Raw genomic sequence first — 13,839 nt, forward strand, 5'->3', positions numbered from 1 at the left:
GCGTAACTCATCCGCGTAACTGATCCGACGTAACTGATCTGTGGACGAAGCGTGTGCCAAGCCGGTGAAGGGCCGGCGGAACGGAGGACGAGATGGCGAGGAACGAGATGACGAGGAACGAGACGACGAGGGGCGAGATGACGAGGAATCAGATGAGTGAAATGAACGAGATGAACGTGAGGGCTGGGAACGGCATGACAAAGGCCGGAGAGGCGAGCGCGGGAATGGCCGGCGCGGTGATGGCCAACGCGGGGATGACGGGCACCGGAATGTGCGCACGGTACCGACGGTGGTGGACGAGGCTGCGCCGGGCGACGGCCGACGACCGGGGGATGGCGACGGCGGAGTACGCCATGGTGACGCTCGCGGCATGCGCACTGGCCCTGGTGCTGTACAAGCTCGTGACGAGCCCGGTGGTCAAGGAGATGCTGCAGTCGCTGCTCGAGCGGGCGCTCCATGCCCAGGTCTGACAGCAAGGGCAAGGGCAGGGACAGCGGCGAGGGCATGGGCGAGGGCCTGGGCAACGGCGAGGGCGGCGTCGGCCCATGCGCCCGAGGCATCCCGCGGGCCGCACGTGACGCCGGATCTGTGACGGCGGAGACGGCCATGGTCATGCCCGTAGTGCTGGTGGTCGTCGCGGCGCTCATCTGGGGGCTGATGGCGATCTGTGCCCGTATCGAGTGCGTGGACGCGGCACGGGCCGGGGCGCGGGCGGCGGCGCGGTCGGAAGCCCGGACGGCGGTGATCGCCGCGGCGCGAGGGGTGGCTCCACGGGACGCACGGATCGTGCTGGACCGGGAGGGCGATCTGGTGCGGGTACGAGTCGAGGCCGAGTTGCCCGGTGCGGGACGGCTGACGCTCCGGGTCCGAGGGGAGGCGGTGGCTCTTGCGGAGGACACGGTACGGGGATGACGGCTCGGCGACGCTCTGTACGGTCTTCGCCGCCGCGGCACTGTGCGCGGTCTTCCTGGCCCTGGTCGCCGTGGGTCAGTCCGTCACCGCACGCCACCGGGCGGGCGGGGCCGCGGACCTGGCCGCACTGGCCGCGGCGGACCGTGCGGTGCAGGGCCCAGTCCGCGCGTGCGCGGTGGCCCGCCGGGTGGCGGTGGGACAGCACACCCGCCTGGTGCGGTGCACGGTGACCGGTGCCGTCGCGGATGTTTCGGTCGAGGCGGGCGGCCGTCCGTACGTGGCGCGCGTCAGGGCGCGGGCGGGCCCGCCCGGCACCCCCATCTCCATCCCCATCCCCATCCCCACCTTGCGGCCGGCCATCGGGCCGCGTACCCCGTTAGGCATCCGGGGCGGCCGGAGCTCCCTCCGGGCACCCCGCCGCCCCGGGGACCCCCCGGAGGAGTTCGGCCAGCAAGCGGATGGCGCCCCGCTTGTGCAGCGGGTCATTGCCGTTGCCGCACTTGGGGGACTGGATGCAGGAGGGACACCCCGCCTCGCACTCACAGGAGGCGATGGCGTCGCGGGTGGCGGTGAGCCAGTCGGCGGCCGTATGGAAGGCCCGCTCGGCGAAGCCCGCGCCGCCCGGATGGCCGTCGTAGACGAAAACGGTCGGCAGCAGGGTGTCCGGATGGAGCGGGACCGAGACGCCTCCGATGTCCCAGCGGTCGCAGGTGGCGAAGAGCGGCAGCATGCCGATGGAGGCGTGCTCCGCGGCGTGCAGCGCACCGCCCAGCTGCTGCGGGCCGACCCGGGCCGCGTCGAGCTGGTCCTCGGTGACCGTCCACCACACCGCGCGGGTGCGCAGCGTACGGGGCGGCAGATCGAGCTTGGTCTCGCCCAGGACCTCGCCGGTGATGAGTTTGCGGCGCAGGAAGGAGACGACCTGATTGGTGACCTCGACGGAGCCGAAGCAGAGCCGGGCATCGCCCCAGGGGATCGCGGTGTCGGTCTCCAGGATGGAGATGGCGGTGGTGTCCCGGGCGGTCGTGGAGTACGGCGGACTGGCCTCCTCGACGAGGGCGACATCGTCCTCCAGATCAAGGTGCTGGACGACATACGTGCGCCCCTGGTGGAGGTGGACCGCGCCGTCGTGGACGGTGGTGTGCGCGGCCGCGGCGTCCACCGTGCCCAGCAGCCGCCCGGTGCCGGCCTCCACGACCTGCACGGGGGAGCCGCCCTGGCCACGGATATCGGTGAGGTCGGCGGCCCGCTCACGGCGCGTCCAGTGCCAGGCCCTGGCGCGTCGGCGCAGCAGACCGGTCGTCTCCAGCTGCGGCATCAGTCCGGCGCTCGCCGGCCCGAAGAGCGGGAAGTCGGCCTCGGTGAGGGGAAGTTCAGCGGCGGCGGCACACAGGTGCGGGGCGAGGACATAGGGATTGTCGGGGTCGAGCACCGTCGACTCGACGGGCTGGTCGAAGAGGGCCTCGGGATGGTGGACGAGGTAGGTGTCCAGCGGGTCGTCGCGGGCCACCAGCACGGCGAGCGCGCCCTGCCCGGAGCGGCCCGCACGGCCGGCCTGCTGCCACAGGGACGCGCGGGTCCCCGGATAGCCCGCCATGACCACGGCGTCGAGGCCGGAGACGTCCACCCCCAGCTCCAGCGCGGTGGTGGCGGCCAGGCCGAGCAGATCACCGCTGTGCAGGGCGCGTTCCAGGGCGCGGCGTTCCTCGGGGAGGTATCCGCCGCGGTACGCGGCGACCCGGCCGGGAAGCGAACGGTCGACCTCCGCCAGCCGCTCCTGCGCGATCAGGGCGATCAGCTCGGCGCCGCGCCGGGAACGGACGAAGGCGACGGTGCGGACCCCCTGGACGGCGAGGTCGGTGAGCAGATCGGCGCTCTCCGCGGTGGCGGTACGGCGGACCGGGGCGCCCCGCTCACCGTGGAGTTCGGTCAGTGGCGGCTCCCACAGGGCGAAGACCAACTCGCCGCGCGGCGAGGTGTCCTCCGTGATCTCCGCCACGGGCAGTCCGATGAGCCGGGCCGCGGCCCGGGCCGGCTCCGCGGCCGTGGCGGAGGCCAGCAGAAAGACCGGCTCGGAGCCGTACCGCGCGCAGATCCGGCGCAGTCGCCGGACGACCTGGGCGACGTGGGAGCCGAAGACCCCGCGGTAGGTGTGGCACTCGTCGATCACGACGTAGCGGAGCGCCCGCAGGAAGGAGGACCAGCGGGGGTGCGACGGCAGGATGCCGCGGTGCAGCATGTCGGGGTTGGTCAGGACGTAGTTGGCGTACTGCCGGACCCACTCGCGCTCCTCGACGGGGGTGTCACCGTCGTACACCGCGGGCCGGATCGCCGTGCCCAGCGGGGCGGCCAGCTCACGTACGGCGCGCCGCTGGTCGGCCGCCAACGCCTTCGTGGGGGCCAGGTACAGAGCCGTGGCCCCCCGTCCGTTGGGCGCCTCGGAGCCGTCCAGGAGCGTGGAGAGGACCGGCGCGAGGTATGCCAGCGACTTGCCCGAGGCGGTGCCGGTGGCGACGACCACCGACTCGCCGCGCAGCGCGTGTTCGGACGTCCGTGCCTGGTGGGTCCAGGGACGGTCGATTCCGGTCGAACGGATGGCGTCGATCACTTCCGGGCGGATACGTTCCGGCCAGGCGGCATGGCTGCCGATGCGCGGGGGCAAGTGCTCCGTATGAGTGATGCGCGCAGCGCGGGTCGCGCCCCGGGCGAGACGTTCGAGAATCATGCCTGGGGCAGGGCGCGCGCCCGCATCCGGCGGGAGTCGATTGGAGGCCATCGGCACCGAGTGTGTCACCGGAGTGACGGACAATGCTCAAAGGGCGTCGTGCACGCCTGCCGGTAAGTGATTGAATGCCATGGCGGCTGCCAGATCCGCCCCTACCTTCGGTGGGGAGGCCCCAGGGGGGCGACCGCTCGATAGCAAGGTGCTGGAGGATCCGTGGACCTGTCCCTGTCGACCCGGACCGTCGGCGACCGTACGGTCGTCGAGGTCGGTGGCGAGATTGATGTATACACCGCGCCCAAGCTGCGGGAGCAGCTGGTCGAGCTTGTGAACGACGGAAGCTACCACCTCGTGGTGGACATGGAACGTGTCGACTTCCTGGACTCCACCGGGCTCGGCGTGCTGGTCGGCGGGCTCAAGCGGGTGCGTGCCCATGAGGGCTCGCTGCGCCTGGTCTGCAACCAGGAGCGCATTCTCAAGATCTTCCGTATCACCGGTCTGACCAAGGTGTTCCCGATTCACACCTCGGTCGACGAAGCCGTCAACGCCACTGACTGACGGCTTACCGGTCCCCCGCGCCGTCGGTGCGGGGGAGGAAGCAGTGGGGGGTCCCGGACGGGTGTCCGGCCCCCTACGTCGCACGCCCGCATATCGAGGGGGATGGCATGGCCACCGTCGAACTGCGCTTCAGCGCCCTTCCCGAACACGTCCGCACCGCGCGACTGGTCGCGGCCGCCGTGGCACGGCGCGCGGGGGTGGACGAGGCCGTGCTGGACGAGGTGCGGCTCGCCGTGGGCGAGGCCTGCAGCCGGGCCGTAGGGCTGCACGAGAGCCATGACATCGCGGACCCGGTACGGGTCGTGCTGATCGAGGACGAGAAGAAGTTCTCGATCGAGGTGGGCGACGGGGTGCCCGGCGGCTCCGGTACGGCCGGTGCGCGCGGCGCCGCCGAGACCGACGAGGGTCCGGCGGAGGGCGAGCCCGAGGGCGAGGACGAGATGGGCCTCGCGGTCATCAGTGGACTGGTCGACGACGTCGAGGTGACGTCCGACGAGGCGGGCGGGATGATCCGCATGACCTGGCCGACGACAACGGCCGTGGTCGTCCCCTAGACGAGTCTTTCCAAATGCCTGCGGGCATAAGGCGAGGGTGGTCAAGATCCGTTTGTGACGACGAACATACCCACCCTCGTGACCGCACTGTACGTGAAGATCGACGATGACTGGGCTGGGGTTGCCAGGCTTCCGGGCAGGCCGCCGAAGCTGAGCTACTCGGAGTTGCTGTGCCTGGCCGTGATGCAGGCCCTTCTCGGCTTCCACAGTGAGGCACGCTGGCTGCGGCATGTGCGGGTGCACTATCGGGGAATGTTTCCGTACATCCCGCAGGACGCCGGTTACAACAAGCGTTTGCGGGCTGCGGCGCCGCAGGTCAAGCGCCTGATCCGGGTTCTGGGCAAGGACACCGACTTCTGGCACGACACCGTGTGGCTGTGCGACTCCACGCCGGTGCCCTGCGGCACATCACGCCCCACCGTCAAGCGTTCCGAGGTAGCAGGCTGGGCCGGCTACGGCTACTGCGCGTCCCACTCACGCTTCTACTGGGGACTGCGCCTGTTCCTGGTGTGCACCCCATCAGGCATGCCGCTGATGTGGGCACTGGCCAGCCCAAAGCTTGGTGAACTCGAGGTGCTGGCGGCGATGCTGGAGGTCGACGCCCCACTCGTGCGCGAACGCCCCGGCCTGCTGCTGATCACGGACAAGGGCTTCGCGTCCAAGCCCTTCGAGCAGTCCCTGTCCGAACAGGGCATCACGCTGCTGCGGCCCTCGACGAAACGCGAGGCCACCCGCCCCGCAGAGCTGATGCTCAAGAAGGTCCGCCAGCTCATCGAGTCGGTCAACGACACCCTCAAAGGCCAGCTCGACCTGGAACAACACGGCGGACGTACCCGCGAAGGCGTCGCCATACGCATCGCCCAACGCATCCTCGCACTGACCGCTGCGATCTGGCACAACTTCCGCACCAGCCAGGCGGTCAGCCGCTCACTGACCGCCTACGATCACTGACCGCATTCGGAAAGACTCGTCTAGGGGACGGTCGAACACTTCCCCTAGGGGACGTCGGCGCCCCTTGTAGGCCGCAACAAGGCGGGCTGGGGGCGTTATTCCCGTGGCGTACGCACCGTATGGGCGGCGACGTACGCACCTATGAGCACCGTATGAGCGGCGACCGACGTACGCGCCTATGAGCGGCGAATCGTCCGGCCGAGACGTACGGGCTGGCGGGTGCGGGCTCGGGGGCTCGTGGCCGTGTTTGAAGGCTGCTGGGGCTGATGTGGTGTGGCGGTGTCCTGTGGTGGTTCGGGTTCTGGTGCTGGGCCAGGTGGTGTGATCCGGACGAGGTCTGACGGCCCGTCGTGGGGTGTCGGGGGGAGTGGGTGGGGCGGCGTGGGGTGGGGGTGTGGGCGCGGGCGGGGCTGAGGGGGCTCCGGTGTTACCCGTGCTTCAGGTGGCGTGCGTCCCGGGATCGAGCCGTTGAGCAGCAGCGATCAGTGGGCGGCAATTGACGATCAGTATGACAGGTAGATCATCGTGGCGCGGTCAGTGAATTCCGCGCTTTCCTTCGTCCGGGCGAATTCGGTGCGGCGTCAGCCTTTTGATCTTCGCCGCTACCGGCGAATTCCCTTTGACGCGCCCTGTTTTGATCAACGGGGGCTCCCTACAATCCCGTCCACATCTAGCTCAGGACGCCTGAGCGTGCTTCCGCGCGCCCATGTGCCAAACGTCAAGGAGGACGAATGGCGGGGCCTTACACCCCTCAGATGCTTGACACCCCCTCTCTTCTGGCCGGGCCCTCGCTGACGGCGGGCAACCGCGGCATCGTGCTGGTGATCGCCGTGGTCGCCCTGGCGGCGCTGGCTGTCGCGGCAGTGCTGGTCCGCCAGGTGCTCTCGGCCGGCGAGGGAACCGACAGTATGAAGAAGATCGCGGCGGCCGTGCAGGAAGGCGCGAATGCCTACCTGGCCCGGCAGTTGCGGACCCTCGGGGTATTCGCCGTCGTGGTGTTCTTCCTGCTCATGCTGCTGCCCGCGGACAATTGGACGCAGCGCGCCGGACGCAGCGCCTTCTTCCTGGTCGGTGCCGGATTCTCGGCGGCCACCGGCTATATCGGCATGTGGCTCGCGGTGCGCAGCAATGTGCGGGTCGCGGCGGCTGCCCGGGAGGCCACACCGGATGAGGGGGACAACCGGGAAAGGGATCTTACGGCGGTCGCGCACAAAGCGATGAAGATCGCATTCCGTACCGGTGGTGTGGTCGGCATGTTCACCGTCGGCCTGGGCCTGCTCGGCGCGTCGTGCGTGGTGCTGGTGTACGCGGTCGATGCCCCCAAGGTGTTGGAGGGCTTCGGCCTCGGCGCCGCGCTGATCGCCATGTTCATGAGGGTCGGCGGCGGCATCTTCACCAAGGCCGCGGACGTCGGCGCCGACCTCGTCGGCAAGGTCGAGCAGGGCATCCCCGAGGACGACCCGCGCAACGCCGCGACCATCGCGGACAACGTGGGTGACAACGTCGGCGACTGCGCCGGTATGGCGGCCGACCTGTTCGAGTCGTACGCGGTGACCCTGGTCGCCGCCCTCATCCTGGGCACGGCGGCGTTCGGCGACGCCGGGCTCGCCTTCCCGCTGCTGGTGCCGGCGATCGGCGTGCTCACCGCGATGATCGGCATCTTCGTCGTGGCGCCCCGGCGCCGCGACCGCAGCGGAATGACGGCCATCAACCGCGGCTTCTTCATCTCCGCGGCCATCTCGCTGGCCCTGGTGGCCGCCGCGGTCTACACCTACCTGCCGTCCAGCTACCGCGACCTGACCGGCGTCACCGATGCGGCCCTCCTGTCCCGCAGCGGCGACCCGCGGATGCTGGCGCTGGTGGCGGTCGCCATCGGCATCGTGCTCGCCGCCCTGATCCAGCAGCTGACCGGCTACTTCACCGAGACCAACCGGCGGCCTGTACGGGACATCGGGAAGACCTCGCTGACCGGGCCGGCCACCGTCGTCCTCTCCGGTATCTCGGTCGGCCTGGAGTCCGCCGTCTACTCGGCGGTGCTGATCGGCCTCGGGGTCTACGGGGCGTTCCTGCTGGGCGGCGCCTCCATCACGCTGGCGCTGTTCGCGGTGGCGCTGGCCGGCACCGGCCTGCTGACCACCGTCGGCGTGATCGTGGCGATGGACACATTCGGTCCCGTCTCCGACAACGCGCAGGGCATCGCCGAGATGTCGGGTGATGTCACGGGCGACGGCGCGAAGGTGCTGACCGATCTGGACGCCGTCGGCAACACGACGAAGGCCATCACCAAGGGTATCGCCATCGCCACCGCCGTCCTGGCCGCGTCCGCGCTCTTCGGCTCCTACCGGGACGCGATCGCCACCGCCGTACGGGAAGTCGGCAGCGCCGCCAGCGGGATGGGGCTCAGCCTGGACATCTCGCAGCCCAACAACCTGGTCGGACTCGTCCTCGGCGCCTCGGTCGTCTTCCTGTTCTCCGGGCTGGCGATCAACGCGGTGTCGCGGTCGGCCGGTTCGGTGGTCTTCGAGGTACGCCGGCAGTTCCGCGACAGGCCCGGGATCATGGACTACACCGAGAAGCCGGAGTACGGGCGGGTCGTCGACATCTGCACCAAGGACGCGCTGCGCGAACTGGCCACCCCCGGGCTGCTGGCGGTCCTCACCCCGATCGCGGTGGGCTTCCTGCTCGGCGTCGGCGCGCTCGGCTCGTTCCTGGCCGGCGCGATCGGCACCGGCACGCTGATGGCCGTCTTCCTCGCCAACTCCGGTGGCGCCTGGGACAACGCCAAGAAGCTGGTCGAGGACGGCCACCACGGCGGCAAGGGCAGTGAGGCGCACGCCGCGACCGTCATCGGCGACACCGTCGGCGACCCGTTCAAGGACACCGCGGGCCCCGCGATCAACCCGCTGCTGAAGGTCATGAACCTGGTGGCGCTGCTGATCGCCCCCGCCGTGGTCAAGTTCTCGTACGGCGAGGACAAGAGTCTGGGCGTACGGATCGGGGTCGCGGTGCTGGCGCTCGCCGTCATCGTCGGCGCGGTGTACGCGTCCAAGCGGCGCGGTATCGCCGTGGGTGACGAAGGCAACTCCGAGGAGAAGGAGAACATCGCCAAGTCGGCCGAGACCGCGGTGGCGTCCTGACCGGACCGGATGGCCGCCGACCGGCTACCGGAAGGCAGAGCGGAACGCTCAACTGGGCGGGTGGAAGCCGTCGTTCATGCAGACTCATGGACGCCGGCCACCCGCCCTCCGCGTGCCCGCGCGGTCGTACGGCCTCGGGCCCGCCCTTGATGCAAATGGCTGCAATGAGGGGCGGACGGGATGCCCGACCCCGGGGCCGGGCCCTTCGAACGTGTATGTTCCGGGGCCGAGAGCCATGGAAGGGACCAATCCGGTGAACAAGAAGCTTCCGGTGAACAAGAAGCTTGTGGCTGCACTGTCGGGCGGTGCCGCACTGTTGCTCGCGCTGACCGGCTGCGGCGAGGACGAGGGCAAGAAGCTCGACGACTGGGCGAAGTCGTTCTGCGACCCCGCGCAGACGCAGTTCAAGAAGATCCAGGACGCCAACGCCGCCATGCAGACGGCGGACAGCGGCAACACCGACTCCAAGAAGGTCCAGGAGACAGACTCGGCGGCCTTCCAGAAGATCTCCGACGCCTACGCCGCGCTCGCCAAGAACCTGGACAAGGCCGGGGGGCCGCCCACCGACAACGGCGAGCAGGCCCAGAAGGACGCGGTCAAGGAGCTCAACTCGCTGTCCAAGGGCTACGCGGACCTCAAGACGCAGGTCAACGGCCTCGACGTCAAGGACAAGCTCAAGTTCGCGGACGGCCTGCGGAACCTGTCCAAGGGCATCAACAAGCTCAACAAGCAGAGCGAGGCGGCCTTCAAGAAGCTGGAGGCCGGGGACGTCGGCGTGGCGATGGCCAAGCAGACGGGCTGTCAGAGCCAGGGCGCCTCCGGTGCGCCGAAGGCCACGCCCAAGAAGTCGTAGGCAGTCTGAGGAAGCAGTAGGAAGCAGTGGGAAGCAGTAGGAAGTCGTAGGCGGGGCGGCGGCCGGGAGCGCGCACCGCACCGGCACCGGCTGCTCAGGACGGCCCGGCGACGCGCCCGAGATGAGGCGTGGCGCCGGGCCGTCGCCGATTGTCAGTGGCAGGACCGACAATGGGGGATGTGAGTACGCACCTCCCCACCGCAGATGTCCAGGACCCCGAGAGCCACGACCGAACCGCCCGGCTGCGTGCGGCGTTGCTGGCCGCCGCCTTCACCGCCGACGGGCTGCTGGACCTGCTCGGCGCGTCGGCGTACGCCGCGCTGGCTCGCAGCGAGACCGTCCCCGCGCTGCGGGCGACCCGCGGCGACAGTCCGCTGGAGACGCTGGTGCGGCTGTTCCTGCTACAGCGCCCGGTGGAGCTGCGGCGGGCGCGGACGGCCCTGCCGGTCGCGGAGTGCCTCGCCGACGGCTGGCTGGTGCAGGACGGGGACGAGGTCCGCGCCACGGTGGACGTACGCCCGTACGGCGGGCCCGAGGGGCAGGACTGGTGGATCGTCTCCGACCTGGGCTGCGCGGTCGGCGGCGCGGGCGGTATCCGGGGCGTCGGGGACGTGGACCGCTCGGAGCTGGTGCTCGGCGTCGGCGGCGCGTCCACGACCCTCGCCGGGATCACGGTGCGCCGGCCGGTCACCAAAGCCCTCGACCTCGGTACGGGCTCCGGCATCCAGGCGCTGCACGCCGCCCAGCACGCGACCCGGGTCACCGGCACCGACCTCAACCCCCGAGCGCTGCGGATCGCCGCGCTGACGCTGGCGCTCTCCGGGGCGGGCACCGCGGATCTGCGGGAGGGTTCGCTGTTCGAGCCGGTCGCGGGCGAGACCTATGACCTCATTGTGTCCAACCCGCCGTTCGTGATCTCGCCCCGGCCCGCCGACGGGGCCCGGCTCACCTACCGCGACGGCGGCATGGGCGGTGACGACCTGTGCCGGACGCTGGTCCAGCAGTCGGCCGCGCACCTCAACGACGGCGGGTACTGCCAGCTGCTGGCCAACTGGCAGCACGTCGCGGGCGAGGAGTGGCACGAACGGCTGCGCTCCTGGGTGCCGCGCGGCTGCGACGCCTGGATCGTGCAGCGCGAGGTGCAGGACATCACCCAGTACGCCGAGCTGTGGTTGCGGGACGCCGGTGCCCACCGGGCCGGCGCGGAGGCGTACGCCGCGCAGTACGACGCCTGGCTCGACGAGTTCGAGGCACGGAAGACGAGGGCCGTCGGCTTCGGCTGGATCACCCTGCGCAAGTCCGGGTCCGACAGCCCGTCCGTCACCGTCGAGGAGTGGCCGCATCCGGTCGAACAGCCGCTGGGGGAGGTGGTGGTGCGCCACTTCGAGCGGCGGGACTATCTGCGGGCCACGGACGACGCCGCGCTGCTGGCCGGCCACTTCCGGCTCGCCGACGAGGTGGTGCAGGAGCAGGTCGGGCTGCCCGGGGCGGAGGACCCCGAGCATGTGGTGCTGCGTCAGAACCGCGGAATGCGGCGGGCGACGAAGGTGGACACGGTCGGTGCGGGTTTCGCCGGGGTGTGCGACGGCTCGCTGCCGGCCGGCCGGATCCTGGACGCCATCGCCCAGCTCGTCGGCGAGGACCCGGTCCTGCTGCGGGACCGTACGCCGGCCTCGATCCGGACGCTGGTCGAGCAGGGGTTCCTGGAGCCGGTGGCGGCCGGGGGCCCGGGGGCGGGGGTGGGAGTGGGGGACTGACGGGGGAGGGCTGAGCGTTCATCCGGCGTTCGCCGGGATGCCGTCCCGGGGTGCCACGCTGCCCGTATGGAGAGTGGACCCGAGGTGTTCGCCGGGCTGGTGTTCGCGCTGTTCGGTGCCGTACTGCTGGTGTGGACGGGCATCTGCGTACGGACCGGCGCACCGGTCGCCGACGGCGTGAGCCGGCCGGCCGCCACCGGGGCGGCGCTGCTCGCCGGGGTGGTCTTCCTGGCCACGGGGTGCGGGCTGCTGGTGGCGCTGTAGTCCTTACGAGAGGCCTGGCGTCCATGAGAGCCCTGACGTCTATGAGAGCCCTGGCCCCGCGAAAGCTCTGGCCCTGCGAAAGCCTTGGCCCTGCGCGCGCCCTGGCCCTGGCCCTGGTCCGGCCGAAGCTCTCGCGAGAGCGCACCGCCACGCCCGTACCGGCGCCCCTGTGGGGCACTTTCGGACGGTTCTGTAACAGCCGGCCGACAGTTGGCCGATAGGCGGCGGTGTGTGGAACGGCGGGAGGCTCCCGGTCATGTTCCTCGGTGAAGGTCACCAACGGCCCACACACCGTAAGGAATTCTCATGAACCGTGCACTTCGCTACGCCACCGTCGGCGCCATCGCCGTCTCCCTGCTCGCCGGAGGCTCGGCCGCAGCCTTCGCCGCACCGCAGGACGTCCACGCCGCCAAGCCGGTCGCGGCGGCCGCCAAGCCCGCCGCCGCCTCGCTGACCGCCAAGGCCAGCGCGACCACGGTCAAGGCCTGGCAGGAGTTCCGGATCACCGGCGTGGCCAAGGGCATCAAGGCGGGCACCAAGGTCGGCGTTCAGCAGAAGCAGGGCAAGAAGTGGGTTTCGCTGCCCGCGCAGGCGCCGGTCAACAAGAACGGCTCGTACTCGGTCCGGGTCAAGCTCGGCATCAAGGGTGTCAATGAGCTCCGGATAGCCTCCGGCGCGACGGTTTCGCCGGTGGTCAAGGTCACCGTCCGCTGATCGTGGGCGGACTGGTTGACGGACCGGTCCGCTGAGCGTCGGCTGACCGGCCCATAGCGACGACCGGCCCATAGCGACATCGGGATCGACGTCGCTATGGGCCGGTCGTCGCTATGGGCCGGTCGTCACCCGACGAGATTGCGGGCGATCATCCACACCGCGGCGATGCCGAGCACCACGGCGTTGCCGCGGGCCGTCAGGCCCGGCCGGTACCGGCGTCCGCGGAGCCCGGAGGCCAGCCAGCGCCCGGCGGCGTACGCCACGGCCGGCACGCCCAGCGTGAGCAGCACGGCGTTGTCGTGGAACGCCGCCACGACATCGCCGTGCATCAGGTCGTACGCCATCCGCGTCCCGCCGCACGCCGGGCACAGCAGCCCGGTGGCCCATCGGAACGGACACGGGAGCAACAGCTGCCCGGGCTGGTGTGGATTGGTGTGCCACAGGTAGACGGCGGCAGCCGCACCGATGCCGAGCGTTACCGATGCCTGGCGGATGGTGCGGTTCCGCACGGCCGGGCCAGTGGCGGTGCTCATGCGCTCAGCGACCTGGCGTAGTTCACCTGGTTGAGCACGAACATCACCTGCTCGCGCGACTGCACCGGGACCATCGTGGAGTGGTGCCGGCCACCGCTGACCACTGTGACCTGCACAAAGCCGGCCGTCACCCGCTCCTTCATGAGCAGGAAGAGCAGCCCCAGCAGACAGAAGAGGAAGAAGACGACGGCGAGCACGATGGCATGCGCCGGGATCTTCTCCTCCGTCCGCGACATGTCCGTCGCCGTCCATATGGCGCCCTTGAGCGGCATCGACCCGGCCGGCGTCACGATCGTGTCGCCGCTCACCGCGATATCGCCGAGCGACCACGTCACCCCGCCCGGGTGGAAGCCTGGCGTGTGGGGCCCCGAAGCGTGGGGCCCCGAAGCATGAGGACCCGAAGCGTGGGGACCCGGAGTGTAGGGACCTGGCGTGTGCGGGCCCGGCGGCTGCTCCGGTGGCGGTCCGGGGTACTGATGCGCCATGGGTGAGGTTCCCCCCCCGAGAGAGTGGCTGACGGCGGCGGCGCGCGGCGCGCCGGCGGTGAGCCGCGCACCGCCCATCCTGCCAGTCCGCCTGTCTGCTCATCTGCCGTATCGAGGTGGACGCAGCTGCCGCTGAGAGCCGTATCGAGGTGACCGCCACTCTGCTGTATTGAGGTGACCGCCATCGCGCACACGGACCGTTATGTATCGGCACTGTCCGGAACCGCCGGTGGCGTACGTAGGGGCCCGGAGCGGCGCCGCCGATGACCGGGGCGGACGCGGGAAACCCGTCCGAAACCCGTCGGCGCGCCATGATTCGCAGTGGATGTACAGCGGCTGTACGGCGGCCGCTCCTGGGCCCGTGGAAAGCGGCTGAGGCGGTCCGGGCGGCATGAAGGC

The 13,839-nt window shown here is 70.5% G+C and carries 13 protein-coding genes and 1 pseudogene; 11 read left to right on the plus strand and 3 right to left on the minus strand.

The window, feature by feature from the left end:
* The first annotated feature begins 152 nt into the window (after window positions 1-152).
* From ACFY12_RS24525 to ACFY12_RS24535, 3 genes and pseudogenes are all read left to right on the plus strand, one after another.
* Window positions 153-470, plus strand: coding sequence for a DUF4244 domain-containing protein (locus ACFY12_RS24525; protein ID WP_390718032.1), 318 nt, complete (start codon window positions 153-155; stop codon window positions 468-470).
* The gene (locus ACFY12_RS24530; protein WP_390718033.1) at window positions 457-912 is read left to right on the plus strand and encodes a TadE family type IV pilus minor pilin; all 456 of its coding nucleotides are present in this window, start codon (window positions 457-459) and stop codon (window positions 910-912) included. Before ACFY12_RS24525 ends, ACFY12_RS24530 begins: the two co-directional genes overlap by 14 nt.
* Window positions 887-1,159: pseudogene (locus ACFY12_RS24535) on the plus strand (Rv3654c family TadE-like protein); the annotation flags it as partial. The gene ACFY12_RS24530 and the pseudogene ACFY12_RS24535, both read left to right, overlap by 26 nt.
* Window positions 1,160-1,288: 129 nt before the next feature.
* Here ACFY12_RS24535 and ACFY12_RS24540 read toward each other — a convergent pair.
* Window positions 1,289-3,688 carry a DEAD/DEAH box helicase gene (locus ACFY12_RS24540; protein WP_390718034.1) on the minus strand — a complete coding sequence of 800 codons (2,400 nt, stop codon included), beginning with the start codon at window positions 3,686-3,688 and terminating at the stop codon, window positions 1,289-1,291.
* Between the two features lie 162 nt (window positions 3,689-3,850).
* On the opposite strand from ACFY12_RS24540, the gene bldG reads away from it, so the two are divergent.
* The 8 genes from bldG (at window position 3,851) to ACFY12_RS24580 (ending at window position 12,422) form a co-directional block, all read left to right on the plus strand.
* A complete protein-coding gene (gene bldG, locus ACFY12_RS24545; protein ID WP_328300060.1) occupies window positions 3,851-4,192 on the plus strand; it encodes an anti-sigma factor antagonist BldG in 342 nt (113 codons plus the stop codon).
* A gap of 107 nt (window positions 4,193-4,299) precedes the next feature.
* Window positions 4,300-4,746 carry an ATP-binding protein gene (locus tag ACFY12_RS24550; RefSeq protein ID WP_390718035.1) on the plus strand — a complete coding sequence of 149 codons (447 nt, stop codon included), beginning with the start codon at window positions 4,300-4,302 and terminating at the stop codon, window positions 4,744-4,746.
* 54 nt (window positions 4,747-4,800) lie between these two features.
* The gene (locus ACFY12_RS24555) at window positions 4,801-5,697 is read left to right on the plus strand and encodes an IS982 family transposase (protein WP_390718036.1); all 897 of its coding nucleotides are present in this window, start codon (window positions 4,801-4,803) and stop codon (window positions 5,695-5,697) included.
* Window positions 5,698-6,428: 731 nt separating this feature from the next.
* Complete coding sequence (locus tag ACFY12_RS24560; RefSeq protein ID WP_390718037.1) at window positions 6,429-8,834, plus strand: sodium-translocating pyrophosphatase; 2,406 nt, start codon at window positions 6,429-6,431, stop codon at window positions 8,832-8,834.
* A 271-nt stretch (window positions 8,835-9,105) separates the two neighbouring features.
* Window positions 9,106-9,687 carry a small secreted protein gene (locus ACFY12_RS24565; RefSeq protein WP_390718038.1) on the plus strand — a complete coding sequence of 194 codons (582 nt, stop codon included), beginning with the start codon at window positions 9,106-9,108 and terminating at the stop codon, window positions 9,685-9,687.
* A gap of 179 nt (window positions 9,688-9,866) precedes the next feature.
* Entirely contained in the window at window positions 9,867-11,444 is a 1,578-nt protein-coding gene (locus ACFY12_RS24570; protein ID WP_390718039.1) for a methyltransferase, read from the plus strand.
* 66 nt (window positions 11,445-11,510) lie between these two features.
* On the plus strand, window positions 11,511-11,708 hold the full coding sequence (locus tag ACFY12_RS24575; protein ID WP_390718040.1) for a hypothetical protein: 198 nt from the start codon (window positions 11,511-11,513) through the stop codon (window positions 11,706-11,708).
* A 306-nt stretch (window positions 11,709-12,014) separates the two neighbouring features.
* Window positions 12,015-12,422, plus strand: coding sequence for a hypothetical protein (locus ACFY12_RS24580; protein ID WP_390718041.1), 408 nt, complete (start codon window positions 12,015-12,017; stop codon window positions 12,420-12,422).
* A 125-nt stretch (window positions 12,423-12,547) separates the two neighbouring features.
* On the opposite strand, the gene ACFY12_RS24585 is transcribed toward ACFY12_RS24580, so the two are convergent.
* Both ACFY12_RS24585 and ACFY12_RS24590 read right to left on the minus strand, forming a co-directional pair.
* Window positions 12,548-12,955, minus strand: coding sequence for a DUF2752 domain-containing protein (locus ACFY12_RS24585; protein ID WP_390718042.1), 408 nt, complete (start codon window positions 12,953-12,955; stop codon window positions 12,548-12,550).
* On the minus strand, window positions 12,952-13,290 hold the full coding sequence (locus ACFY12_RS24590) for a hypothetical protein (protein ID WP_390718043.1): 339 nt from the start codon (window positions 13,288-13,290) through the stop codon (window positions 12,952-12,954). Before ACFY12_RS24590 ends, ACFY12_RS24585 begins: the two co-directional genes overlap by 4 nt.
* Window positions 13,291-13,839 lie beyond the last annotated feature (549 nt).

The organism is Streptomyces sp. NPDC001339, from assembly GCF_042895955.1.
Lineage (GTDB): Bacteria > Actinomycetota > Actinomycetes > Streptomycetales > Streptomycetaceae > Streptomyces.